A 24512-nucleotide genomic window follows, 5' to 3' on the forward strand; every position below is an offset into this window, starting at 1 on the left:
ATGTCCGTCCGCATCGTCGACGTCCGAGAGATCACCAAACCGATCTCCTCGCCGATCCGCAACGCCTATATCGACTTCACGAAGATGACGACCAGCCTCGTCGCCATCGTCACCGACGTCGTTCGCGACGGCAGGCGCGTCGTCGGCTACGGCTTCAATTCCAACGGCCGTTACGGGCAGGGCGGGTTGATCCGCGAGCGCTTCGCCTCGCGCATTCTGGAGGCCGATCCGAAGTCGCTGCTGAACGCTTCCGGCGACAATCTCGACCCCGACAAGGTCTGGGCCGCGATGATGACCAACGAGAAGCCGGGCGGCCATGGCGAGCGCTCGGTCGCGGTCGGCACCATCGACATGGCGGTGTGGGATGCGGTGGCGAAGATCGCGGGCAAGCCGCTGTTCCGCCTGCTGGCCGAACGTCATGGCGTCAATGCCAATCCGCGCGTCTTCGTCTACGCCGCCGGCGGCTATTACTATCCCGGCAAGGATCTCTCGATGCTGCGCGGCGAGATGCGCGGTTATCTCGACCGCGGCTACAACGTCGTGAAGATGAAGATCGGCGGCGCGCCGATTGATGAGGATCGCACCCGCATCGAGGCGGTGCTGAAGGAGATCGGCAAGGACGCGCAGCTCGCCGTCGATGCCAACGGCCGCTTCAATCTGGAGACCGGCATCGCCTACGCCAAGATGCTGCGCGATTATCCACTGTTCTGGTACGAGGAGGTCGGCGATCCCCTCGACTACGCGCTGCAGGCCGCGCTGGCCGAATTCTATCCGGGCCCGATGGCGACAGGCGAAAACCTGTTCAGCCACCAGGACGCCCGCAATTTGATCCGCTACGGCGGCATGCGCCCCGATCGCGACTGGCTGCAATTCGACTGCGCGCTGTCCTACGGCCTGTGCGAATACCAGCGCACGCTGGAGGTGCTGAAGACCCACGGCTGGTCCCCCAGCCGCTGCATCCCGCATGGCGGCCACCAGATGTCGCTCAACATCGCGGCCGGCCTCGGCCTTGGCGGCAACGAAAGCTACCCCGACCTGTTCCAGCCCTACGGCGGCTTCCCCGACGGCGTGCGCGTCGAGAACGGCCACATCACCATGCCCGAGCTTGTAGGCATCGGCTTCGAGGGCAAGTCCGATCTCTACAAGGAAATGAAGGCGCTGGCGGAGTAGGGCGGCTGAGGGCAATTAGAGCGCGACGGCCGCTCCACATTCTCCGTCATTGCGAGCGCAGCGAAGCAATCCAGAATCTTGCCGCAGCGGCAGTCTGGATTGCTTCGTCGCTTTGCTCCTCGCAATGACGGCGGGGAGTGAGCGCTCGCTACGACAACCGCATATCCAGCAGCCGTCGCCCTTCGCCCTTCAGCAGCTTCTTCACCGCGCTGGAGGCCACGACCTCGCCGTCATTGGCATACGCTTCGTGGTTCTTCTCGATGTCGTCGAGGCGGTAGAGGTAATTGACCATCACGCCGGCCGATTCCCGCAACCCCTTCGGCGAGAGGTCCCCGAGCCAGTTGATGCGCTCGAGCCGCGCGCCGTTGCCGAGATGGAAGCGGGCGACGGAATCGATCAGCTTGCCCTTCGGCGTGCGCGCCTTGAGGAAGTAGTGCGCAGCTAACGGCTCCAGCACACTGCGGAGCAGCGCCGTCGTCTCGGGGCTCTCGAACCATTTGGGATCGTCGAGGCGCTTCAGCGCCTCGCGGTCCTCGTCCGACAACGGCAGGTCCTTGTCCTGCTTCACCCATGGCATGAAGCCGGGCACCGGTGACAGAGTCACGAAGCTGTCGAGCTTGGGCGTCTCGCGGCGCAGCTCCTCGACCACCTGCTTGATCAGGAAGCTGCCGAAGGAGATGCCCCCTAAGCCGCGCTGGGTGTTGGAGATCGAATAGAACACGGCGGTGCGCGCTCGGTCGATCGGCAGATGCTGGCGGTCGACCGCAAGCAGCGGCGCGATCGCGCCGGGGATGGTCTCGGTCAACGCCACCTCGACGAAGATCAGGGGCTCGTCGACCATCGCGGGATGGAAGAAGGCGTAGCAGCGGCGGTCGACCGGATCGATGCGCCGGCGCAGGTCGTCCCAATCGCTGATCTCGTGCACGGCCTCATAACGAATGATCTTTTCGAGGATGTTGGCCGGGGTCGACCAGTCGATCCTGCGCAGCACGAGAAACCCCCTGTTGAACCACGAAGAGAGAAGATGCGAGACGTCGCGATCGAGCGCGGCGAGATCGGTGTGTCCGTTCATCATGCCGAGCAGATCGGCGCGCATGTTGACGAGATCGCCGGTGCCGCCGGGCGCGCGGTTGAGCCGGCGGATCAGCTCCTGCCGCCGCGGCTCCGAGGCGAAGTGCAAGGAGCTTGCGTCCTCGTCGCTCGGCTCGGCGCGCCATTTCTCGATCGCCTTGGACAGGCGCTCCCGATCGGGGCCGAAATCGCGCACCAGTCCGTCAAAGAAGGCGCGGCGTCCCGCCGCATCCAGCTCCCGGTAGATGTCGAGCACCTCACGCGCCATGGCGGTGCCGGAGGCTTCGCCCCGTCCCGACAGCAGCGCATCGCAGAGCTCGATCAGCCCATCGGCATCCCGTCTGGTGTCAGCGGAGTCTCCCCGACGAAGCAGCGTGCGGCCGCGCTCGGAGATGGTGGCGAGCAGGTCGGAGAAGAACGCGTTGGCCATCTGGGCTTTCGTGTCAGGTTTGTGCGTTGCGGGAAGCTTACACGGGATTTGGGTGGAAGCCGATCACAATCAAGCAGGGGAATGCGGCAACTTTAGCTGGGGGGTGCCTTTGAAGAATGCTGGCATGTCGGAAGAGGCGAGCATCGCATATGGCAGTTTGAGGCATTCCAATTTCCACATCGTCATGGCCGGGCTTGTCCCGGCCATCCACGCCTCGCCACGCGGCACGAAGAACGTGGATGCCCGGGACAAGCCCGGGCATGACGACCTCTTATGAATGCCGGCAGTCTACTTCCCCACAAACTCCGTCGGCGTCCGTCCCGTCACCTGGCGGAACGCCGCCGAAAACGCCGGCACGCTGGCATAGCCGAGCTGCGTTGCGAGTTGCTTCACCGACACGCTTGCATCCGTCGACAGGCGCTGGATTGCGGCGGCGATGCGGGCGCGCTGGCACCAGCTCTTGAAGCTCAATTGCGTCTCCGTCGAGAACAGCCGCGACAGCGTGCGTGCCGAGGTTCCCACCTCGCGCGCGAGCGTGTCGATGTCGTGCAGACCGGTGGGGTCGTCGAGCACGATCATCGCGGCACGGCGGCAGCGCACCTCGCGCGGCAGCGGCACGAAGGTCGCGGGATCCTCGGCCTGGTGCAATTCCAGCATCACGAGCCGAACCAGCAGCTCGGTGCGCTCCTCCGTGTTGCGCGCGTCGAACAGCGCAAGGATCGCCTGGTTGAGCAACGGCGAGACCCGCACCACGAATTCCTTGGTCAGTCCCTCATGGCGCTGCTCGCGCTTCAGCCAGGACAGGTCGAAATACAGCGTCCGCATCTCGATGTCGGCGAGCAGGTCGATGGCGTGCTCGAGCCCGGCCGGGACCCACACGGCCCGGTCCGGCGGCACCAGCCAGCGCCCCCCGGGCGTCGTCACCTGCATCGTTCCCTTCGCGGCATAGATCAGCTGCGCCTCACGGTGCAAATGCGGATCGATCCGCAAACCTCTCGGATAGTCGCGCGCGACCAGGTGAACGCCGGCGGGCGAGCGGTGGTTGCTCCGGACCTCCCGGAGGATTGGCGTTTCCAAGACAGTCATTGGCAGCATCCCGTCATGGGGAGGACATATAACTCATTTCGCAGCAGGAGAGGATTCGGGAAATGAACAGCCCCAGCCGGGTGATCAGTTTCGTCAACGCAGGCCATTTCATCGACCATTATTCGATGCTGATCTTCGCCGCGGCCGTCATCATCATGGGGCCGGCGCTCGGCATGGCCTATTCGGAACTTTTGCCTTACGCCACACCGGGCTTCGTCGCCTTCGGCGCGGGTTCGCTGCTCACCGGCTGGCTGGGAGACCGCTGGAGCCGCCGCCACATGATGCTGATCTTCTTCGTCGGCATCGGCGCCTCCATGATCGCGGTCGGTTTCGTGCAGACCCCGGCGCAGCTCGGTGCCGCGCTGCTGGCGATCGGCGTCTTTGCCTCGATTTATCATCCCGTCGGCACCGCGATGATCGTGTCCTATGCCGACCGGCTCGGCCGCGAGATGGGGATCAACGGGGTCTGGGGCAATCTCGGTGTCGCCTCCTCGGCGCTGGTGACCGGCGTGATCGGCCAATATCTCGGCTGGCGCTTTGCCTTCATCGTTCCCGGCGTGGTCACGATCCTGATCGGCATCGCGTTTGCGACGATGGTCGTGCATGAGGACCGCAAGGGCGCCAAGCAGGCGGCGGCGCAGGCACGCGTCGCCAAGCAGGACATGTGGCGCGTGGTGCTGTCGCTGCTGATCGTCGTGATCGCGATCTCGACCACGTTCAACGCCGTCACGGTGGCGCTGCCAAAACTGTTTGCGGAGCGGCTCGCGGATTTGACGAAGAGTCCGGCGCTGCTCGGCGTCATCGCGGCCTGCGTCTACGTGTTCGGCGCGATGACCCAGTACACGATCGGCCGGCTGCTCGACCGTTACTCGCTGAAGACGGTGGCGCTGCCGCTATCCTTCATGCTGGCGCCGTTCCTGTATCTGGCCGCGACCCTGAACAATCTGCCGCTGATCCTGGTTTCGATCGGCATCGTCATGGGCGCGTTCGGGCAGGTCACGGTGAACGACGCCATGGTCGGCAAATACACCAGCGAGGAATGGCGCTCGCGCGCCTACGCGGTGCGCTATTTCATCGGCTTCACCGCGGCCGGCGCCTCGGTCGGCCTGGTCGCCTGGCTCTACGAGCAGGGCGGCTTCGTCACCATGCTGCACGCCTTCGCCGCGCTCTGCCTGCTCGCCATCGCGGCCGCGATCATCCTGCCGCGCGAGATCAGGACGCCGCAGGCGGTGTGAAGGACCTCGTGTCCCGGACAAGCGCAGCTCTGCGCAACGGGTAGCGTTGTCCTGAGCGGAGCGCAGAGCCGGGACCCAGAAGCCGCGAATTCCCGTGTCGAATGGGCCCCGGCTCTGCAGCGCACCGCCGAAGTGGCGCTGCGCTGCGTCCGGGGCACGAGCCGGGCGTGAGGCCGCAATTCTCTCCCCCGTCATTGCGAGGAGCTCTTGCGACGAAGCAATCCAGGCTACGTCCGCGGAAGGACTCTGGATTGCTTCCGCCTTCGCCAAGGCTTCGGCGGACAAGTCGCTACGCTCGCAAGGACGGGTGAGGCGGCACGCTGGGCACACCAACCACGATGTCATTCTGCCGGTGTTTTGCCCGACGGCGCAAGTCATTTCGGCGATGCCGAAATTTTTCAAGCTTTGCCAACGCCATCTCTACTGCGCATGGGGTTGTTTTCGCCTTTTGGCTTTCGGCGCCCAACCTTGCCGCGGACGGCGGGAACCCGCTCCACCTCCCGCGGGTTCTACTCCCGGTCGCCACAGGCATCCCGCCTGGGCGGACGAAGGGGGAAAATCACCTGCATGCGATGGAGCCTGCTCCGACCGGTTGGCCTTGTCTCCGCGGCGCTTGTCTTCACCCCCGCTGCGGCCGGTGCCGCGGGCGGCACGTCGGCCGGCCCGTCCGAATTCCTGCTGGTGGCGCAGATCGTGCTGTTGATCGCAGTCGGCCGGGGCCTCGGCGAGATCATGCAGCGGATCGGCCAGCCCTCGGTGATGGGCGAATTGCTCGCCGGCATCATTCTCGGGCCGTCGCTGTTCGGCTGGATCTGGCCGGAGGCCCAGCACGCGATCTTCCCGAGGACACCCGAGCAGAAGGCGATGATCGACGGCATCGCGCAAGTGGGCATCCTGCTCCTGCTGCTGCTCACCGGCATGGAGACCGACCTCAAGCTGGTCCGGAAGGTCGGCAGGGCCGCGATCGCGATCTCGATCGCCGGCATCCTCGTGCCCTTTGCCTGCGGCTTTGCGCTCGGCGAGTTCCTGCCGGACGCGCTGCTGCCCAATCCGCAGCAGCGCCTGGTGGCTTCGCTGTTCATGGGCACGGCGCTGTCGATCTCCTCGGTGAAGATCGTCGCGGTGGTCGTGCGCGAGATGAACTTCATGCGGCGCAACGTCGGCCAGATCATCGTCGCGACCGCTGTCATCGACGACACCATCGGCTGGATCATCATCGCCGTCATCTTCAGCCTGGCTTCGCACGGCACGCTGGATATCGCCTCGGTGGCGAAGGCCGTGCTGGGAACGCTCGCCTTCCTCGCCGTCAGCTTCACCATCGGCCGCCGCCTGGTGTTCCAGCTGATCCGCTGGGCCAACGACAATCTCGTCAGCGCGGCGGCGGTCATCACGGTGATCCTGCTGTTGATGAGCGTCATGGCGATGATCACGCACCTGATCGGCGTTCACACCGTGCTCGGGGCCTTCGTCGCCGGCATCCTGGTCGGGGAATCCCCGATCCTAACGCGGCAGATCGACGAGCGCCTGCGCGGGTTGATCTCCAGCTTCTTCATGCCGGTGTTCTTCGGCCTGGCAGGCCTTGCCGCCGATCTCTCGGTGCTGCGCGATCCCAACCTCCTGATGCTCACCGGCCTGCTGGTCGTGATCGCCAGCGTCGGCAAATTCGGCGGCGCCTTCGTCGGCGGCACATTGGGCGGCCTGAACAATCGGGAGTCGCTGGCGCTCGCGAGCGGCATGAATGCCCGCGGCTCGACCGAGGTCATCATCGCCACCATTGGCCTCTCCATCGGCGTGCTCAGCCAGAACCTGTTCACGATGATCGTGACCATGGCGATCGTGACCACGATGGCGATGCCGCCGATGCTGCGCGCGGCGTTGGCAAGGCTGCCGATGAAGGAGGAGGAGAGGGAACGGCTGGAGCGGGAGGAATTCGACAAGCGCGGCTTCCTCGCCAATCTCGAGCGCCCGTTGCTGGCGGTGGACGAGAGCGTCAACGCCACCTTTGCCGCCCACATCGCGGGCCTGGTCGTCGGCATGCGCGGCCTGCCGATCACCGTTCTCCACATCGGCAAGCGGCCTGAGGAGCAGGAGAAGGGCCGCGACGAGGAGGAGAGCCACGAAGCCGTGGTGAAGAAGGCGGCCGAGGCGGTGTCCGCGCATGGCGACGGCGGGGCCGGCAGCGTCGATGTCGTCACCCGCGCGCGGCGTGCGGAGCTCTGTGAGACCATTGCCGACGAGGCGCGCAAGGGTTTTGACCTGCTCGTCGTCGGTATCGACAAGGTCGCTGCGACCAAGGATCGCTTCGACCGCAAGATCGAGGACATCGCAGCGACGTTCGAAGGACCGCTCGCGATCGCCGCGGCCAAGGGCAAGCATCTGAAGCAGCCGATGCCCGAAGGGCTCAACATCCTCGTTCCGGTTTCCGGCAGCGGCGTCTCCAAGCGCGGCGCCGAGGTCGCGGTCGCGCTGGCGCAGGCCGGATCAGGCTCGCTTCGGGTGATCTATGTCGCGACGACGCGCGACAAGGGCGCGCAGCGCGGCGCCTCCCGCGGCCTCAGCCACGAGGCGAGCATCCTCAAGGACGCCAGCGATCTCGCCGCCCGCTACGACGTCGACATCACCAGCACGCTGCGGGTGAACCGGGCGCCGGAGGCCGCGATCCTGCGCGAGATCGACACCACCGACGTCGATCTCGTCGTCATGGGCGTCGACCGCATCCAGGCCGATCATCTCTCCTTCGGCGGCGTCGCCGACGCCGTGCTCAGGCAGTCGAAGGTCTCGGTGCTGCTGGTGTCGAGCGGCGAGGCCCGGCAGGTGCCGGCGGAGAAGGCTTGAGGGGCAAGCTATTTCCGCCTGGGCGGTGCGCTCCCTCTCCCGCAAGCGGGGGAGGGCAGGGTAGAGGGCTTTCTCCTCATTGGGACACTCCCGACGAGGAGAGAGCCCTCACCCGGCGCTACGCCCGACCTCTCCCGCAAGCGGGAGAGGTTACACCGAGCACGCGGCACGGCCGATCCGACTCAACGGCTCTTAAGGCTTCACCTCCGCCACTTTCTCCACCTTCGGTGCCTTCTTCGACGCCCGCCAGTTCTCGAACCGCTGCACCACCACGAAGAAAGCAGGCACGAACAGCACCGCGAGGCAGGTCGAGGCCAGCATGCCCGAGAACACGGTGATGCCGATCGATTTGCGTGCGCTGGCGCCGGCGCCGGTCGCGAGCACCAGGGGCACCACGCCGAGGATGAAGGCGAACGAGGTCATCAGGATCGGGCGGAAGCGGGCGCGCGCCGCTTCGATCGCGGCCTCCAGCACCGGCTTGCCGTCGCGGCCGTGCAGCTCGAGCCCGACCTCGACGATCAGGATCGCGTTCTTGGCCGACAGCGCGATCAAGAGGATCAGGCCGATCTGGCAATAGAGGTTGTTGTCGATCTTGAGCGCAGAGAGGATCAGCATCGGCCCGAGCAGCGACAGTGGCACCGCGAGGATCACCGAGATCGGCGCGTACCAGCTCTCGTATTGGCCGGCGAGCACGAGATAGACCAGCAGCATGGCGAGGCCGAACACCCAGTAGATCTGGTTCGAGACCGCCTTCTCCTGATAGGACATCGCGGTCCATTCATAGCCGGTGCCGGGCGGCAGCGTCTTCTCCGCGATCTCTTCCATCAGCTTCAACGACTGGCCGGAGGAGTAGCCCTGCGCCGGCAGGCCGATCACGGTGGACGATGGATAGAGGTTATAGAGGCTGATCAGCGACGGGCCGGTGGCGGGCGTGATCTTGGCGATAGTGCCGATCGGGATCATGTCGCCGTTCGAGTTGCGCACCTGCATGTTGGCGATGTCGCGCTCGGTGACGCGGAAGGCGGGATCGGCCTGGGTGTAGACCTGGAACACACGGCCGAACTTGTTGAACTGGTTGACAAAGGACGAGCCGAGATAGGTCGACAGCGCCGAGAAGACCTGATCGGTGGTGACGTGCAGCGTCTGGGTCTTGACGCGGTCGATCTCGATGTTGAATTGCGGCACCGAGGAGCGGAACGAGGACTGCACGCGCTGCAGCGCGCTCTGGCTCTGGCCGTTGCTGACCATCGCCCCGGTGATCGCCTGCAGCTTGGCGAAGTCGCTGTTGCCGTCGCGCAGCTCGACCTGCATCGAGAAGCCGGCGGCGTTGCCGATGCCCTGGATCGGCGGCGGCGGCAGCACCAGCGTGCGCGCTTCCATGATGGTCGCGAGCTTGTCGTTCAGTCCGTACACCAGCGAGCGCAGATCCTCGCCTGGGCCTTTGCGCGCCTCCCAGTCCTTCAGGATGATGTAGGCGACGCCGGCATTGGCAAGGCTGGCGCTGTTGTCGAGCGCGGAGATGCCGGCGATGGTGATGACCTGCTGGACTCCAGGGGTGTCCTTGATGATCTCGCTCGCTCTGTCGAGCACGGCTTGCGTCCGCTCCAGCGCGGCGCCGTCGGGCAGTTGCACGGCGGCGATCAGATAGCCCTGGTCCTCGATCGGCAGAAAGCCGGTCGGCACCCGCGACAAGCCGTAGCCGCTGGCTCCGATGACCAGCAGCGCGAACGCGACCGAGACCGTCGCGTGCCTGCACAGGAAGGTGATCAGCCGCGTGTAGCCGCGCTCGACGCGGTCATAGACCGCGTTGAAGCCGCGATAGAAGAAATTGCGCTGCTCCGGCGGCACCGCCGGCCGCAGCCACAGCGCGCATTGCGTCGGCTTCAATGTCGCCGCGTTGATGGCGGACAAAAGCGCGGTCGCCGCGATCACCAGCGCGAATTGTGAATAGATGCGCCCGGTGAGGCCGGCGAGGAACGAGGCCGGCAAGAACACCGAGATCAGCACCAGGGTGATGCCGACGATCGGCGCGAACAGCTGGTCCATCGCCTTGATCGCGGCGTCGTGGCCGTTCAGCCCCTGCTCGATGTTGTGGGCGGCGCCTTCGACCACGACGATGGCGTCGTCGACCACGATGCCGATCGCGAGCACGATCGCGAACAGCGTCGACATGTTGATGGTGAAGCCGAGCGCCGCCATCGCTGCGAAGGCGCCGATGATGGTCACCGGCACGGTGGTTGCCGGCACCAGCATCGCGCGCCAGTCCTGCAGGAACACCAGGATCACGACCAGCACCAAAAGGCCGGCTTCGATCAGCGTCATGTAGACCTCGTGCACCGAGGCTTCGACGAACTTGGTGGTGTCGAACGGCGTGTCGTATTTGATGCCTTCCGGGAACCGCTTGGCGAGCTCCGCCATCTTCTTCTCGACGGCCTGCTCGACCTGGAGCGCGTTGGCGCCGGGCGACTGGAACACGCCGATGCCGACGGCCGGTTGCTTGTTGAGCGAGAAGATCTGGCTGTAGGTCTGCGCGCCGAGCTCGACCCAGCCGACGTCGCGCACGCGCGTGACGTCGCCGCTGGTGCCCGACTTGACGATGATGTTCTCGAACTGGCTGGTGTCGTCGAGCCGGCCGTTGACGTTGAGCGTGTACTGGAACGCCTGCCCCGGCGGCGTCGGCGGTGCGCCGACCTGACCCGCGGAGACCTGCTGGCTCTGCTGCTGGATCGCGTTGATGACGTCCTGCGGCACCAGCCCGCGGACCTGCAGCTTGTTCGGATCGAGCCAGACCCGCATCGAATACTGGCCGGCGCCGAACACGGTGACGTTGCCGATGCCGGGCAGGCGCGAGAGCTCGTCGCGGATGTTGATGGTGGCGTAGTTGCTCAAGTAAAGGCTGTCGTATCTGGAGTCCGGCGAGGTCAGGGTCACGAACAGCAGGATCGAGGTCGACCGCTTCTGCACGGTGACGCCCTGGTTCTGCACGGCGCTCGGCAGTTGCGACAGTGCGCTGGAGGCGCGGTTCTGCACCAGCACCTGCGCGAAGTTGAGGTCGGTGCCGATCTTGAAGGTCACCGTCAGCGTGTAGGTGCCGTCCGAGCCGCTATAGGACTGCATGTAGAGCATGTCCTCGACGCCGTTGACCTGCTGCTCGATCGGCAGCGCCACGGTGTCGATCACGGTCTTGGCGCTGGCGCCGGGATAGCGCGTGGTGACCTGCACGGTCGGCGGCACCACATCGGGGTATTGCGCGACGGCGAGATTGAACAGCGCGACGCCGCCGATCAGGATCATCAACAGCGCGATGACGTTCGAGAGGACCGGCCGCTCGATGAAGAACTTTGAGATCATGGCGCGGCTCCTACTTGGCAGATGCCTGCGGCTGCTCGATCTTCGTCACCTGCGGGTCGATCTTCTGGCCCGGTATCACCCGCAGCAGCCCAGCGATCACCACGCGGTCCTCTGGCTTCAAGCCGCTCTCGATGACGCGCAGCCCGTTGTCGACAGGGCCGATCTGCACCTTGCGCTGCTCGACGATGTTGTCGCCGTTCACGACGAGGAGGTAGCGGCCGCCCTGGTCGCTGCCGAGCGCCGTGTCGGGGACGAGCAGGGCACTCTTTTCCTGGTCGAAGGGCACGCGGACCCGGACGAAATAACCTGGCAGCAGCGCCCGCTTGTCGTTGGGCACGACGCCGCGCACCGCGAGCGTGCCCGTCGATGTATTGAGGGTCGGCGAGACGTAGTCGAGGTGGCCTTCATGCGGATATCCAGTCTCGGTCTGGAGGCCCACCTGGACCGGTAACTGCTTGAGGTCGGCGACGGTCAGCCCGCGGCGGGCCGCTTCGGCGCGAATGCGGAGGACGTCCTGCTCGTTGACCGTGAAGTTCACCCAGATCGGGTCCATCGCGACGATGGTCGCAAGCTGGGTCGGGGAGGAAACGCCGACGAGCTCGCCGACCGAGACCATGTGGGCGCTGACGATGCCGTCGAACGGCGCGGTCACGTTGGTGTAGCCGTAGTTCACCTGGGCGAGCTTGGTGTTGACCTGGGCCTGCGAGAGACTGGCCTGCGCGTTGTCGCGGGTCGATGTCGAGGTGTCGAGCGTCGACTGCGAGACCGCCTGGCGCTGCACCAGCTCGACCTGCCGCTTGAAGTCCGCTTCCGCCTGCTTGACCGTGGCCTGCGCGCCGGTCTCGGCCGCCTGCGCCTGCTCAAGCTTGAGCTTATAGGTCTCGGGCTCGATCGTGAAAAGCTGGGTGCCCTGCTTGACGAAGCTGCCGTCCTGATAGTCGATCGATTGCAGGAAGCCCTGCACCCGCGCCACGAGATCGACGCTCTTGATCGGCGCGGTGTTGCCGGTGGCCTCGATGTAGCGCGTGACCGGACGCTGCACCGGCGTTGCCACGTCGACCTTGGGGGGCGGCGGTGCCACGAACGTGTTCTTGTCCTCGCAGCCGGTCAGCGCGATCACGACCGCCGCGGCGGCCAGTGTCCGCCCGGCCTGTCTCCACGCTTCATTGCGCCGTGCAGGGGATGCGGGATTGGATGAGGTCATTCGGTAGCCCCCCGAGTATCGTCTATCGGTGCGGCAGGCTACCAACAAATGTCCGGCCGTGAAACACCATGGCTATGGCAGTCGCGGGCCTTGCGCTGCCCGGGGCGGTGTGGCCTTTGACAGATTTGTCATGACAAACCGCTTTTCACCGAGCGCACGATCGACCAGAATTATGTCAAAGACCGTGTGACGATGCGCGAGCGAGCCGGGAAGAGGCCAAGAAGAAAAGGTGAGGAGACCATGACATGCCCACGCCCCTCCAGTCGGCCCTCGCCGGCCTCGTTCTCGCAGCGATGGTTGCGATGCCCGCGCTAGCAGACGCTCTGAAGGACGAGATCGCACCGACCGGCAAGCTGCGGGTCGCGATCGCAATCAGCCCCGCGGGCGGCGCATTCTGGTCGACCAAAACCGAATCCGGCTATGCCGGCGTTCCCGTCGATCTCGGCAAGGCGATGGCCGCACAGCTCGGCGTATCGGTCGAATATGTCGTGCACCAGAATTCCGGACAGATCACCGATGCCGCTGGCAAGGGGACCTGGAACGTCACCTGGCTCCCCAGGGATCCCGAGCGCGAGAGTAAAATGATGTTCGGCCCGATCTACGAGGTCGCGGACGCCACCTACATCGTCAAGCCCGGCTCCGCCGTCACGAACTTCGCCGGCCTCGATCAGCCCGGCGTCAAGGTGGCCGCCGTCAACGCCACAACGACCATGCGCGGCGCGATCGCGCATCTGAAGAACGCAACAGTCACGGGCTATCAGACCTACGACGAAATCTTCAGCCTGCTGAAGAACGGTGAGATCGATGCCTTCGCGCTGTCGCGCGACCAGCTCAACAAGATGGCGCTACAGATTCCCGGCACGCGCGTCCTGGACGAGACCTTCAAGAAGACCTTCACGGCGGTCGCCGTGCCGCTCGGCCATAACCAGGCGCTGGCGTTCGTCACCAAGTTCATGACGGACGCGAGGACGAACGGCACGCTGCGCAAGGCCTATGACAATAATGGTCTGAAGGACGCGCCGATCCGGACGGAATAATGCTGTCGAATTCTCGGCTTGCACCACACTTCGTGGTGACGCGGCAGCGCCCTGATCGCTCCTGGCTGGATAGACAATTTTGTCTGAGCAATTGCGCAAATTGTCTCGTGCGTCAAACTGACACAGCTTTGTCATCGCCCGTCGCTAATGTCCTCAAGGTCGGCGTCAATCCTTCGGGGCAACACAACAATGAAATCCAGACTTCTGACGACGGTCGCGTTTTTCGCAGCCGCGGCCGCCCTTGCATGCAGCATTCCCGTCCTCGCGGACGATTTCGGCCGGGATCGCGGCCAAAGCCATGATCATGACAATGGCCGTGATCATCACCGTCATCCGCATGACATCCACACCGAGACGCCGATCAAGCATCTCGTGATCGTCTTCAACGAGAACCGTTCGTTCGATCATTACTTCGCGACCTATCCGACCGCGGCCAATCCGCCGGGCTCGCTGCCCTTCGGGCCGAAGCCGCATACGCCGAAGGTCAACAACCTCGTCACGGCCAACCTGCTGGTCAACAATCCCAACAACAATCCGGCCAACGGCACCGGCGCGACGGACCCGTTCCGCCTCGACCGCACCCAAGCCAACACGCGCTCGCAGAACCACAGCTATACGCCCGAGCAGCAGGCCGTCGACAACGGCAAGGAAGACCTGTTCCCGAAATTCACCGGCCGCGGCACCGCCGGCGGCGCCGGCGCCTTCGGCACGAACGGGCAGGTGATGGGCTATTTCGACGGCAACACCGTCACCGCCTTGTGGAATTATGCACAGCACTTTTCCATGAGCGACAATGCCTGGACCGACACCTTCGGTCCGTCGACGCCGGGAATGCTTGAGGTGATCTCCGGCCAGACCAACGGCGTGCAGAACGTCGTCGGCACGTCGTCCTCGATCGCCGACGGCCAGGGCGGCCTGACGCTGATCGGCGATACCGATCCGGGCAACGATCCCTGCTCGAGCACGACGAGCACGATCCTGATGGACGGCAAGAACATCGGTGATCTGCTCAACGACGAGCACATTAGCTGGGGCAGCTTCATGGGCGGCTTCGACCTCACGCTGAAGAATGCCAACGGCACCACGGGCTGCGGGCGCAGCACCTTCTCCAGCAACGTCAACGGCACCATCGTGGACTACATCCCCCACCACGCCTGGTTCCAGTACTACAAGTCGACCGCCAACCCGACCCATGCGCGGCCGAGCTCGATCCATGCCGTCGGCCACACCTATGCGATGGACGGCAAGATCGATCCGGCCAATCACGGCTACGATCTCGACGACTTCTACGCCGCGGTGAAGGCCGGCAATTTCCCGGCCGTCTCCTACGTCAAGATGCCGGCCTTCCAGGACGGTCATGCCGGCAACTCCGATCCGCTGGACGAGCAGGTCGGCAATGTCGAACTGATCAACTTCCTCCAGAAGCAGCCGGAGTGGCGCGAGACCGCCGTCATCATCACCTATGACGATTCCGACGGCTGGTACGACCACCAATACGTCGCGCCGAGGAACGCCTCCTATGATCCGACCGCCGATCAGGTCAACGGTTCGGGTCGCTGCGGCCTCGGCGCCGACAGGCAGCCCGCGCCGAAGGGACTGGGTGGCAAGCCGGTAAACGGCCGCTGCGGTCCGGGCACGCGCATTCCCTTCATCGTCATCTCGCCCTATGCCAAGACCAACTTCGTCAGCCACACCTACATCTCGCAGGCTTCCGTGGTGCGGTTCATCGAGGACAATTGGCTGCGTGGCCGGCGCCTCGGCGGCGGCTCGTTCGATGCCAGCGCCGGATCGATCATCGACCTGTTCGACTTCGATCAGGATCACAGCCATGACTTCCGGACCGACGCGCTATTCCTCGATCCGACCTCCGGCACGGTGATCACCAGCCCGCCGGACGAGCACCACCACCACTAGTCCAGCGGGGCGCTTCATGAACAGCCGCACCATGTGGCTCCTTGGCGCCGGCCTTCTTGCTTGGGCCGGCGCCGTCTTTGCAGCGGAGACGCAAGGACTTGCGCCGACGGGCCGTACGGGCGCGAATCCGAATCCGGTTCGTCTCATGCGTCCGCCCGTCGCGCCGTTGTCGGCGATGGCGCGGCTGGGCAAGGAGATTTTCTACGACGCCTCGCTGTCGTCGTCCGGCGCGCTGTCCTGCGCGTCCTGTCACAGCCCGGATCACGCATACGGCCCGCCCAATGACGGGCCGGTCATGCTCGGCGGCGCGACCCTGTTGCGGCAGGGCGCCCGCGCGGTGCCGTCGCTGACCTATCTCGATCGTCACCCCAATTTCAGCATCGGTCCCGACAAGGGCGATGACGACAACGTCATCGACCTCGCGCAGATGGCCGCGCTCGGACAGCAGGCGGCGCGCACCACGAAGACGGCGGGCGGCAGCGGCGCGTCGGCGAACATCGTGCCGCAGGGCGGCCTGTTCTGGGACGGCCGCGCCGACACCCTCCAGGACCAGGCGCTGTTTCCGCTGCTCGATCCCAACGAGATGGATGGCGGCAGCGCCGAGATCGTTGCGGACAAGCTGCGCCGCGCGCCCTATGTGCAGCGCTTCGTCGAATTGTTCGGCGCCGGTGTGCTGAGAAATCAGCGGCTCCTGATCGCGGAGGCGATGTTCGCCGTGGCGCGCTACCAGGTGGAGGAGCCGAGCTTCCATCCCTACACCAGCAAGTACGACTATTGGCTCGAAGGCAAGACGCGGCTGTCCGAGAGCGAGCTGCGCGGCCTGGAGGTTTTCAACGATCCCGACAAGGCCAATTGCGCCGGCTGCCACACTTCGGCGCCGACCCGCGACGGCCTGCCGCCGCTGTTCACGGATCACCAATACGAGGCGCTCGGCGCGCCGCGCAATGCCGCGCTCTCCGGCAATCGCGATCCGGACTATTTCGACCTCGGCGTCTGCGGTCCGCATCGCACCGACATCCCTGAGCAGACGCAATATTGCGGCATGTTCCTGACACCGACGCTGCGCAACACGGCGACACGCCACGCCTTCTTCCACAACGGGGTCTTCCGCAGCCTCGAGCAGGTGCTCGACTTCTACAACTTTCGCGACACCAATCCCGAAAAGGTCTTTCCGCGCTCGGCAGACGACACGGTGCGCAAGTACGACGACCTGCCGCAAAAATATCACGCCAATGTCGACGTCACCGATCCGCCGTTCGACCGGCATCTCGGCGACAAGCCAGCGATGACGGAGCAGGACGAAGCCGACGTGATCGCATTCCTGAAGACGTTGACGGATGGCTACGTGCCGGAGAACTAGCGCGCCTTGTCCGCGTGCCAGGCGGCGAGCACGTGCTTCTCCTCGTCGGTTGTCAGACCGACCACTGGCCCGTTGCCGGCGCGGAGCCAATGAAGCGTATCGCGCGCGGTGACGCCGAGCGGCCGCGCCGTCAAGCCGGCCGCGCGCGCCGGCGAGGGGTCGCGCGTCATGAAGCCGGCGAAGTCGGGCAGGGGAAGCCACAGCGGCAGTGACCGCGGACCCGCCCAGCGCCGAACGTCGTGTGCCTCGAGAAACGCACGGTCAATCCAGGTGAACGTGCACGACGCGTTCAGCGCGGCTGCGCATTCGGCGAGCAATTCGCCCCGCGTGCGCACCGGTCCGATCCCGTCATAGATGCCGGTGAGGCGAACCGCTGCGGCATGCACGATCCATCGCGCGAGATCGCGCACGTCGATGAACTGGACGGCATCATCAAGCGATCCCGGCGCCAGCACCTCGCCGCCGCGCGCGAGCCGCGCCGGCCAATAGGCGAAGCGCCCGGTCGGGTCCTCCGGCCCGGCGATCAGGCCGGCTCGGCAGATGAAGGCGTCGGCTCCGACCGCCTGCTCGCAAGCGACCTTGGCGGCACCGTAGATGGCATCGGTACTGTGCTCGATCTCCGCCGTAACGGGCTCGCGCAGCGGTGCCGTGTCGGCGCGTTGCCCCGGTATGCGATTATCCGCGTACACGCTGATGGTCGAGACGAAGGTCCAATGCACGCCCGGCCGTTTCAGCGCGGCAACGGCGCGGCGGACCTGGCCGGGATGACGCGAGACATCGACGATTGCATCGAACGTCTCGCCGGTCAGTGGCGCAAGTCCGTCAGTGACGTCGCGATCGATCCGCACAAGGCGCGCGCCCGGTGCGATCGGCCCCGCGAGACCGCGGGCGGCGCAGGTCACGTCATGGCCGGCAGCACAAGCATGGGAAGCGATCGCGCGGCCAAGGAACTGGCTGCCGCCGAGAATGAGCAGGCGCATGGAATGTCCGTGCTTTCGTCGAGGCGAAGAGTCTACAACGTCCGGTAGCGGTTGCAACCGCCTCCTCAGTTCGCCTTGATCTCCGCGTATTTCGCCATCGCCCGTTCGAACTTGCGATTGAACAGCCACATCGCAGCGAGAATCTCGCGGAAGCTGGCCGAGGTGCGCGCCCGGTCGGCCTGCCCGAACGCAAAGATGCTGTTGTTGCGTAGATGCTTCATGATCGTCGGGCTGGACACCCTGTAGTTCAGGAGGTCACCCGACTTCAGGGCCGATCTGGTCGGGGTGGGAACGATCTGGATCAGCTCGAACAGCTTCATCTGGTCGATCGGGTTGGGCAGCGTCTTCACGATTCCAGGGATTTCACGGAACACATCTGCATGTGCGTTCATCAGCCCGTCGCGCACGTTGGTCCAATGATTGAAGCGGTGGTCGGTCCCGCGGGCCCGCGCCTCCTCCTTGTCGTCACGCGCGCTCAATCCCGGATCGATCGCCGCGATGCCGCCCTTGATGGCCTCCCATTTCCTGCGGCCGTTGCGGTCCTCGGACGGGCCGGTCTGGAAGCTGCCCATATAGGTGTTCGAGCGTCCGTTGCGAACATTCTGCTTGCCGTTGGTCTCGGCAAAAAACAGCCCGAGGCTGATGCGGCCGGCAGCGTCGGCGTGGTCAGGCGCAAGCCCCTTGGCGCGCGCGATCACGGTCGCGAGATCGACGACGTCCTTGAACGGTGTCGCCGAGTTCTGCGCGCCGGTGGGCGGCGCCTCCATGATGTCGAACAGTTTTGAATATTCGTCGATCAACGGCTCGATCTCGGCGTCGAAATAGGCCGGGGGAATCTCGAACTTGTTGGGCCTGCCGATCCGCGACGGCATGGCGTCGGTGAGATCCTTGTAGCTGCTGATCACGGCGACGCGCGCCAGATAGAGTGCCTGTCCCGGCAGGTTCGGCAGCGGCTGCTTCGCCTCGATCTGGCGCCGCCGCTCGGCCAGGACTGACTTGAAGTCGGCGAGCGCGCGGTCATAGGCAGCGAGCGCCTCTGATTGCCGGGTCGTGAGCGCGCGCTGTTGTCCGACGGCGGGCGCCGCGGCGAAGAATGCAACAGCCGCAAAGACTGCAAGACGTCTGAATCCCATGGCCGTTTCCCCATCGATTCGCTGGCCAGGGAGATCGTAAGCATCAGAAGCGCGGGCTGGCGAGACGCAAATCCCGCTCAGCCGCAATTTGTCGCTCAGGCCACCCGGTAGTCCGGCGCCGTCGCCAGGAATTTCGCATAGGCATCCGCATCCGGCGGTTGGAAGCGTCCGGCAAGCCCGCCGCGTTTCTGGTTCTTCGCGCCGATGTCGGCCATCAGCTCGTCGAAATGACGGTAGTGATAGGGCGCGACGCAGAGGCCGCCATAGACGCCCGCGGCCGGCCGTTCGACGCGCTTGAAGTGCAGCATCATCTCGATGTTGTCGTGCATCTGCGCCGCCGTCGGCTGGCTGGCGAGCCGGCCGTCGGCATAGCGCACCAGCCAGTTGGCGGCGAGGTCTGCGCAGAGCACGGTGCAGAACGACGAGTTGAAACCGACGAAGCCAAGCTCGGGCAGGTCGGGGTTGGCGATCAGGCGGTAGAGCCGGTACTGCCCGTCGGCATCGACCAGCTTCTGCTTGTAGGTCTCGGGCAGGAACGGCACGCCGAGCTTGTAGCCGATCGCGAGCAGTGCGATGTCGGCACCGACACGCTCTCCGCCGCTCATCATGATGCTGTCGCCGTCATAACGGTCGAAGGTGCCGAACACCGCCTTGATGCGGCCGTCGGCGACCATCGGATAGAAGCCCGGTGTTGCGATCGGCACCGAGCAGTTGACGCCGTCCTCGATCCGCTCCTTCGGCACCATCTTGCAGCGGCCAAGCTTGAGCTGCGCTTTCAACAGGCTCTCCAGCCCGCGCCAGTTCGCCCACACCAGCGGCGTGGCGAGGCGGTGTGCAAGCCGTGCCATCGCGCCGATGCCCCAGCCCGGGAACATCTCTTCCTGCGCGCGGATGTAGAGGATACGCTTGAAGTTCACGAGCCCGCCGATGAAATAGGGGATGCGCCATACCGGCTCGCGCATCACGATCGTCACCTCGCGCGCACCCGACTTCACCGCGTTGACCGCGATGTCGGTCGCCGATTTCGAGCCGCCGAGCACAACGATTCGGCGTCCTTTCGCCAGCGTCGGATCGCCGTATTTCGACGAATGCAGGATCTGGCCGCCCTGTGCCAAGAATGCATCCTCGCCGGGGCAATGCAGCTCACGCGGCTCGTTGAACTGGCCGGTGCAGACCGCGACGAAATCGAAATCCTCGTTCGTTGTCACGCCGTCCTTGCCGCCGAGCGCGAGTGTCCAGCCGGGCTTGCCATCGGCGCGTCGAGCCATCGCGGCGACCTCGGTGTCGAGGCGCAGCATGCGGTCGAGGCCAAAACTCTTGGCATAATCGGCGAGATAGGCATGGACCTGCGGCCCGGTCGGCCATTCCGGATAGGCCTCCGGCATGGCGCGGTCGGTGTAGCGGTAGAGTTCTTTCGGACTCTGGGTCTGCACGTCAGGATAGGAGCGCGCCGGCTCCCAGACGCCGCCGAGATCGGCACTGCGCTCGACGACGGTGACGCGGTGGCCCCGGGCGGAGAACGCCTTGGCGGCAGCAAGGCCGGAGACGCCGGCGCCGATCACGCAGACATGCTTAGGGGTGATCATGGGATGGCTCGCAATCATGTGTTTCGCGCGCAAGCGGCTTCGTTCGGCCGCAAGGCGCAGCCGGCGGAACCGCAAGCAAATGGAAGTGGAGGCGGCGCCTAGTCGTTGGCCTCGGGCGGCAGGAAGTCGACCTCATGCTGCGCCGAGATGCGCACGACCTCGGCAGGGTCGGTCAGATTGTGCAGCTGGTTGAACAGTGTTTCCAGCCTCTGCATCGGCGAGACCCAGAACAGCGCGCGGCACGGCTTGTCGGATTTGTTGAAATAGCCGTGCGGGATGCCGCGCGGCATGCGCACGAGATCGCCGGCATGGGCCTTGACCCATTTTCCGTCGAGCTTGAGGTCGAGCGTTCCCTCCTGCACCAGGATGAACTCGTCCTGGGTCGGATGGATGTGCACCGGCACGAACTGGCCGGGCTCGCTGTTGGTCTCGAACGCGAAGGTGGACTCGGTGACGGCCTTGGGGAAATAAACCTGGCCCAGGATGTTCCAGCTCTTGCCGCCGTAGCCTGTGCCGTTAGCGGTAATGCCCTTTTCGAGTGCAGTCATGGCGCGCTCCCATTGGATTCCGGCGAGGATGGAGCTTCAGTCATCAATGGGCCGCCTGTCTATCCGCTAAACGAATCCGGAGGGGCCTGTTGCCGTGCAGCATGACGATTTTGCCGACGCCGCCCTTTTCGGGTCCGGGGAACTATTATAGGCTTAAAGCAATTCCGTGACGCGAACCGTGGTCGACCATGTCCGCAGCCGTGCTGGAAATGAGCGCAAGGGTGCCCCCGGCCGAACGGCTCGCGGATTTCGCCCGCGTCACCACCGACGATGTCGACGAAGCGGCCGAAGAGATCGGGCGCATCTTCTGCCCGCACGACCTCAAGCCGGCAGGCGCGCGGGCGGCGGGCTTCTCCGCCCGGCACAATTGTGCGGCCTTCGACGGTTTTTCCATCAACTACGTTGCCTATGGCGGAGTGGTCGGCATCGATCCCGGCTGCCTCGAGCGCTTCTTCCTGGTGCAGGTCCCGCTCACGGGCACGTCCCATATTCGCGCCGGCGTCACCGAGCTCGATGCCGCGCCTGACAGGACGGCGTCGCTGCTGTCGCCGACGATCCCGACCCGGATGATGTGGCGCGACTGCGCGCAGGCGATCCTGCTGTTCGACCGCCGCATGGTCGAGCAGCGCGCCGCGGCGCTGTCGGGCAGGGCGTCAGGCACGGTCGAGTTCGATCCCATGATCGATTTGGAGGCGCCGTCGGGGCGCGCCTTGCGAACCAGCCTGGCCGAGCTGATGATGCTCGCCGAGCGTCTTGGTCCCTCCGGCAGGCTGTCAGCGGTCGCGATGGCCGATTGGCGCGAGCTTCTGCTCGATCATCTGCTCAATGGCCAGCGGCATGGCCTGTCGGATGCGATCGCGACATTCTCCGGCCGGGCCGAGCGGCTGCCGCGCGCGCTCCGCGCCGCGCGGGACCATCTTGCGGACAGTGCCGGCGAGCCGCTCGACCTCGCGCAGCTCGCCTGCGCCGCCGGCATCGGCATCCGCGCGCTCCAGCTCGGATTCCGCCGTCACTTCGGCCTGTCGATCTCGCAGATGCTGCTCGACATGCGCCTCGCCGGTCTCCACGCACGTCTCGCGCAGGCGTCACCCGATGTCTCCATCACCGACCTCGCCTTCGATCTCGGCTTCACCCATCTTGGCCGCATGGCCGGCGCCTACCGCGAGAAATTCGGCGAGACGCCGTCGGCGACGTTGCGGAGAAGGTTGAGCTGAGGCAGGACGAGTTTTGGTTCATTCGATGCGCACCGAAAGCTCATCTCTGCGTAGGGTGATCGCATTGGCACCTGCTCAAGAGGTCGTCATGCCCGGGCTTGTCCCGGGCATCCACGTTCTTCGTGCCGCAGGCAAGACGTGGATGGCCGGGACAAGCCCGGCCATGACGACGCAGAGGCTAAGGCACTCCAGCTAGGAGGAAACTACTTCCGCGGCTTCCCCGTGCCGCTGTCTTCCGCCGCCTGCCTGCGTAGAAAAGCCTCGACATCGGCCTGCACCGAGTAGGGCGTCGGGATCGCGTCGCCGGCGGAATCGACGGCGGTGTCGAGGCAGCGGCGCAGCATGCGTGCGAGCTCGGCTTTGCGATAAGGCTTTCTCAGCAGCGGTGCGCCCATGGTGGCGCGTCCATGCGCGTGCAGCGAGTCGTAGGCATAGCCCGACGTGAACAGGACCCGCAAGGAGGGGCGCGCGGCCACCATCTGCTCGGCGAGCTCCCGTCCGTTCATGCCGCCGGCCATCACGATGTCGGTGAAGAGCAGGTCGAACGGCGTGCCTTCGGCGGAGATGGCGAGGGCCTCGGTCGCATTGGCGGCCGCGATGACCTTGTAGCTGAGGGCTTCGAGCTGAACCGTCACATATTGACGGACATCGCGATCGTCTTCGACGCAGAGAACGGTTTCCTGGCCCCCCACGATCTTGCGGTCGTCATAGCCGGTCGGGCGCAACGCGCTCGCCTCCGCCTTCGGCAGATAGACCGTGAAGATCGTGCCGCGACCTTCTTCGGAGGCGACCTTGATGCCGCCGCCGGACTGCTTGACGAAGCCGAACACCATGCTGAGCCCGAGCCCCGTGCCCTTGCCGACCTCCTTGGTGGAGAAGAACGGATCGAAGATGCGTTCGAGGATGGCCTGCGGAATGCCGGTGCCGGTGTCGGCAATCTCGATCTCGACGTAGTCCCCGGCATAGCCGGCGCCGACCGCGACCGCCTCGCGCACGCCGAACACGACGTTGCGCGTCTTCAGCGTCAGCCTGCCGCCGTCCAGCATGGCATCCCGGGCGTTGATCGCGAGGTTGAGCAGCGCCGAGCTCAGCTGGCTGCGATCGGCGAAGGCGAGCCAGACGTTGCGGTCGAGCCTGGTGGCGATCTCGATCTTCTTGTCGAAGGTTGCCAGCAGCAGCTTTGCCAGCTCTTCCAGCAGCTCGTTGACGTCGATCTCGGCCGGCTGCAGCGCCTGCTTGCGGGCAAAGGACAACAGGCTGGATGTCAGCGCGGCGCCGCGATCGGCGGCCTCGCTGATCAGCTTGGTGATGGTCGCAAGCGGCGGGTTGTCCTTGACGGCGTCGGCGAGGATCTCGATCGTGCCTGTAATCACCGTGAGCATGTTGTTGAATTCGTGCGCGATGCCGCCGGTGAGTTGCCCGACCGCCTCCATCTTCTGGGACTGGACCAGTTGCTCCTCGGCGGCGCGCTTCTGCGTGATGTCCCGGACGAAAGTGTTGACGATGGCGCGCCCGCCCAGCCGCAAGACCGTGCTGGACGCCTCGGCCAGGATCCGGTCACCGTTCCGGTGGATCAGAGTGAGCTCGAAGCGCATGCCGGCAGGTGTGTCCGACAATTCCGGAACCAGCCGCGCCATGCGCTGCCTGAAGGCGGCACGCAGCGGCTCGGCGACGATGAGATCGACGACGTCGGCACCGAGAGCCTCCTTGCGCGTCCATCCGGTCAGGGCCTCCGCTTGAAAGCTCCATTCCAGCACGGCGCCGCTGTCGTCGATCTGAATGAAGGCATCGAGCGCGGTCTTGATGACGGCTTGCATCATCTGTGCGCTGTCGCTGCCTGCCCGCGCCAGCTCAGCCGATTGCGCGGCGGCGCGCTTTTCCTCCCGCGTCTCGATCGTGCGGGTGCAGAGGCGAGCCATCAGCACCGCGACGACGGCGCTTGCCAGCAGGGCGACAAGCTGGGGAATGCCGAATTCACGCGTGCCGCTGCCGGTCACGGCATAGGAGGCGAAAAGGGCTGCGGCCGTCACGATGACCTGTGCGGCCAGCGCGAGTGTCAGAAGCCCCCTGAGTTTCATGGTCTCACACCAAAGACGCCAGAAGCGGACCGCATCGGCCGCCCGGTCCAGGGGGCCGCTCGATGTGAGCTACAGGCTCCGCTTGGCGGCGTCGAGGGTCAATTTGCGGTGGTACCGGCGGCGGGCGAGCGCAACCTGCGGGCGAATCAGTCTGGCGCGGCCGTCCGCTTCGATCGTCGGGGCGTCCTTCGGACTGTTGGTGTCGCGGCGCGGAGTGAAAAGGTCGCGCATACTAGCAATGCGATTGACAGCTGTATTTGGTCATGATCGTTCGAACTGA

General features: G+C 65.3%; 18 protein-coding genes. 8 read left to right on the top strand and 10 right to left on the bottom strand.

The window, feature by feature from the left end; all coding sequences use genetic code 11:
* Window positions 1-1170, top strand: a complete 1170-nt coding sequence (gene tarD / locus IVA81_RS25235) for a mandelate racemase/muconate lactonizing enzyme family protein (RefSeq protein ID WP_247322939.1) — start codon at window positions 1-3, stop codon at window positions 1168-1170.
* Window positions 1171-1318: 148 nt separating this feature from the next.
* Here tarD and IVA81_RS25240 read toward each other — a convergent pair whose 3' ends face one another.
* Window positions 1319-2671, bottom strand: coding sequence for a malonyl-CoA decarboxylase (locus tag IVA81_RS25240; RefSeq protein WP_247322941.1), 1353 nt, complete (start codon window positions 2669-2671; stop codon window positions 1319-1321).
* A gap of 52 nt (window positions 2672-2723) precedes the next feature.
* Here IVA81_RS25240 and IVA81_RS25245 point away from each other — a divergent pair, with 52 nt between their 5' ends.
* The gene (locus tag IVA81_RS25245; RefSeq protein WP_247322943.1) at window positions 2724-2948 is read left to right on the top strand and encodes a hypothetical protein; all 225 of its coding nucleotides are present in this window, start codon (window positions 2724-2726) and stop codon (window positions 2946-2948) included.
* A gap of 11 nt (window positions 2949-2959) precedes the next feature.
* Here the strand turns inward: IVA81_RS25245 and IVA81_RS25250 are convergent, their stop codons facing one another.
* Window positions 2960-3757, bottom strand: coding sequence for a helix-turn-helix transcriptional regulator (locus tag IVA81_RS25250; protein ID WP_247322945.1), 798 nt, complete (start codon window positions 3755-3757; stop codon window positions 2960-2962).
* A 62-nt stretch (window positions 3758-3819) separates the two neighbouring features.
* Here IVA81_RS25250 and IVA81_RS25255 point away from each other — a divergent pair, with 62 nt between their 5' ends.
* Window positions 3820-4992 carry an MFS transporter gene (locus IVA81_RS25255; protein WP_247322946.1) on the top strand — a complete coding sequence of 391 codons (1173 nt, stop codon included), beginning with the start codon at window positions 3820-3822 and terminating at the stop codon, window positions 4990-4992.
* 567 nt (window positions 4993-5559) lie between these two features.
* The gene (locus IVA81_RS25260; RefSeq protein ID WP_247322949.1) at window positions 5560-7827 is read left to right on the top strand and encodes a cation:proton antiporter; all 2268 of its coding nucleotides are present in this window, start codon (window positions 5560-5562) and stop codon (window positions 7825-7827) included.
* Between the two features lie 192 nt (window positions 7828-8019).
* On the opposite strand, the gene IVA81_RS25265 is transcribed toward IVA81_RS25260, so the two are convergent.
* Window positions 8020-11178: a multidrug efflux RND transporter permease subunit gene (locus IVA81_RS25265; RefSeq protein WP_247322951.1), complete on the bottom strand. Its 3159-nt coding sequence runs from the start codon at window positions 11176-11178 to the stop codon at window positions 8020-8022.
* Window positions 11179-11188: 10 nt separating this feature from the next.
* Window positions 11189-12382 carry an efflux RND transporter periplasmic adaptor subunit gene (locus tag IVA81_RS25270; RefSeq protein WP_247322953.1) on the bottom strand — a complete coding sequence of 398 codons (1194 nt, stop codon included), beginning with the start codon at window positions 12380-12382 and terminating at the stop codon, window positions 11189-11191.
* A 245-nt stretch (window positions 12383-12627) separates the two neighbouring features.
* Here IVA81_RS25270 and IVA81_RS25275 point away from each other — a divergent pair, with 245 nt between their 5' ends.
* The 3 genes from IVA81_RS25275 (at window position 12628) to IVA81_RS25285 (ending at window position 16693) form a co-directional block, all read left to right on the top strand.
* Window positions 12628-13419 carry a transporter substrate-binding domain-containing protein gene (locus tag IVA81_RS25275; protein WP_247322955.1) on the top strand — a complete coding sequence of 264 codons (792 nt, stop codon included), beginning with the start codon at window positions 12628-12630 and terminating at the stop codon, window positions 13417-13419.
* Between the two features lie 189 nt (window positions 13420-13608).
* Window positions 13609-15333, top strand: coding sequence for an alkaline phosphatase family protein (locus tag IVA81_RS25280; RefSeq protein WP_247322957.1), 1725 nt, complete (start codon window positions 13609-13611; stop codon window positions 15331-15333).
* 16 nt (window positions 15334-15349) lie between these two features.
* The gene (locus tag IVA81_RS25285) at window positions 15350-16693 is read left to right on the top strand and encodes a cytochrome c peroxidase (RefSeq protein WP_247322959.1); all 1344 of its coding nucleotides are present in this window, start codon (window positions 15350-15352) and stop codon (window positions 16691-16693) included.
* Here the strand turns inward: IVA81_RS25285 and IVA81_RS25290 are convergent.
* From IVA81_RS25290 to IVA81_RS25305, 4 genes are all read right to left on the bottom strand, one after another.
* Window positions 16690-17673 carry an NAD-dependent epimerase/dehydratase family protein gene (locus tag IVA81_RS25290; protein WP_247322964.1) on the bottom strand — a complete coding sequence of 328 codons (984 nt, stop codon included), beginning with the start codon at window positions 17671-17673 and terminating at the stop codon, window positions 16690-16692. The genes IVA81_RS25285 and IVA81_RS25290 overlap by 4 nt on opposite strands.
* Before the next feature lie 65 nt (window positions 17674-17738).
* The gene (locus tag IVA81_RS25295) at window positions 17739-18806 is read right to left on the bottom strand and encodes a hypothetical protein (protein ID WP_247322965.1); all 1068 of its coding nucleotides are present in this window, start codon (window positions 18804-18806) and stop codon (window positions 17739-17741) included.
* Window positions 18807-18901: 95 nt separating this feature from the next.
* On the bottom strand, window positions 18902-20392 hold the full coding sequence (locus IVA81_RS25300) for an NAD(P)/FAD-dependent oxidoreductase (protein WP_247322966.1): 1491 nt from the start codon (window positions 20390-20392) through the stop codon (window positions 18902-18904).
* Window positions 20393-20490: 98 nt separating this feature from the next.
* Window positions 20491-20940 (bottom strand): cupin domain-containing protein, encoded by a 450-nt coding sequence (locus IVA81_RS25305; RefSeq protein WP_247322967.1) that lies wholly within the window; start codon window positions 20938-20940, stop codon window positions 20491-20493.
* 188 nt (window positions 20941-21128) lie between these two features.
* On the opposite strand from IVA81_RS25305, the gene IVA81_RS25310 reads away from it, so the two are divergent.
* A complete protein-coding gene (locus IVA81_RS25310; protein ID WP_247322968.1) occupies window positions 21129-22154 on the top strand; it encodes an AraC family transcriptional regulator in 1026 nt (341 codons plus the stop codon).
* A 203-nt stretch (window positions 22155-22357) separates the two neighbouring features.
* Here IVA81_RS25310 and IVA81_RS25315 read toward each other — a convergent pair whose 3' ends face one another.
* Together IVA81_RS25315 and IVA81_RS25320 are read right to left on the bottom strand one after the other, a co-directional pair.
* The gene (locus IVA81_RS25315; RefSeq protein ID WP_247322969.1) at window positions 22358-24232 is read right to left on the bottom strand and encodes an ATP-binding protein; all 1875 of its coding nucleotides are present in this window, start codon (window positions 24230-24232) and stop codon (window positions 22358-22360) included.
* 69 nt (window positions 24233-24301) lie between these two features.
* Window positions 24302-24463: a hypothetical protein gene (locus tag IVA81_RS25320; RefSeq protein ID WP_247322971.1), complete on the bottom strand. Its 162-nt coding sequence runs from the start codon at window positions 24461-24463 to the stop codon at window positions 24302-24304.
* Window positions 24464-24512 lie beyond the last annotated feature (49 nt).

The organism is Bradyrhizobium sp. 141 (genome assembly GCF_023074055.1).
Taxonomy (GTDB): Bacteria; Pseudomonadota; Alphaproteobacteria; order Rhizobiales; family Xanthobacteraceae; genus Bradyrhizobium.

Bases quoted from the DNA above. Each gene is read 5' to 3' on its own strand.
- tarD (WP_247322939.1), top strand. From the start codon at position 1: ATGTCCGTCCGCATCGTCGACGTCCGAGAGATCACCAAACCGATCTCC.
- IVA81_RS25240 (WP_247322941.1), bottom strand. From the start codon at position 2,671: ATGGCCAACGCGTTCTTCTCCGACCTGCTCGCCACCATCTCCGAGCGC.
- IVA81_RS25250 (WP_247322945.1), bottom strand. From the start codon at position 3,757: ATGACTGTCTTGGAAACGCCAATCCTCCGGGAGGTCCGGAGCAACCAC.
- IVA81_RS25255 (WP_247322946.1), top strand. From the start codon at position 3,820: ATGAACAGCCCCAGCCGGGTGATCAGTTTCGTCAACGCAGGCCATTTC.
- IVA81_RS25260 (WP_247322949.1), top strand. From the start codon at position 5,560: ATGCGATGGAGCCTGCTCCGACCGGTTGGCCTTGTCTCCGCGGCGCTT.
- IVA81_RS25265 (WP_247322951.1), bottom strand. From the start codon at position 11,178: ATGATCTCAAAGTTCTTCATCGAGCGGCCGGTCCTCTCGAACGTCATC.
- IVA81_RS25270 (WP_247322953.1), bottom strand. From the start codon at position 12,382: ATGACCTCATCCAATCCCGCATCCCCTGCACGGCGCAATGAAGCGTGG.
- IVA81_RS25275 (WP_247322955.1), top strand. From the start codon at position 12,628: ATGCCCACGCCCCTCCAGTCGGCCCTCGCCGGCCTCGTTCTCGCAGCG.
- IVA81_RS25280 (WP_247322957.1), top strand. From the start codon at position 13,609: ATGAAATCCAGACTTCTGACGACGGTCGCGTTTTTCGCAGCCGCGGCC.
- IVA81_RS25285 (WP_247322959.1), top strand. From the start codon at position 15,350: ATGAACAGCCGCACCATGTGGCTCCTTGGCGCCGGCCTTCTTGCTTGG.
- IVA81_RS25290 (WP_247322964.1), bottom strand. From the start codon at position 17,673: ATGCGCCTGCTCATTCTCGGCGGCAGCCAGTTCCTTGGCCGCGCGATC.
- IVA81_RS25295 (WP_247322965.1), bottom strand. From the start codon at position 18,806: ATGGGATTCAGACGTCTTGCAGTCTTTGCGGCTGTTGCATTCTTCGCC.
- IVA81_RS25300 (WP_247322966.1), bottom strand. From the start codon at position 20,392: ATGATCACCCCTAAGCATGTCTGCGTGATCGGCGCCGGCGTCTCCGGC.
- IVA81_RS25305 (WP_247322967.1), bottom strand. From the start codon at position 20,940: ATGACTGCACTCGAAAAGGGCATTACCGCTAACGGCACAGGCTACGGC.
- IVA81_RS25310 (WP_247322968.1), top strand. From the start codon at position 21,129: ATGTCCGCAGCCGTGCTGGAAATGAGCGCAAGGGTGCCCCCGGCCGAA.
- IVA81_RS25315 (WP_247322969.1), bottom strand. From the start codon at position 24,232: ATGAAACTCAGGGGGCTTCTGACACTCGCGCTGGCCGCACAGGTCATC.
- IVA81_RS25320 (WP_247322971.1), bottom strand. From the start codon at position 24,463: ATGCGCGACCTTTTCACTCCGCGCCGCGACACCAACAGTCCGAAGGAC.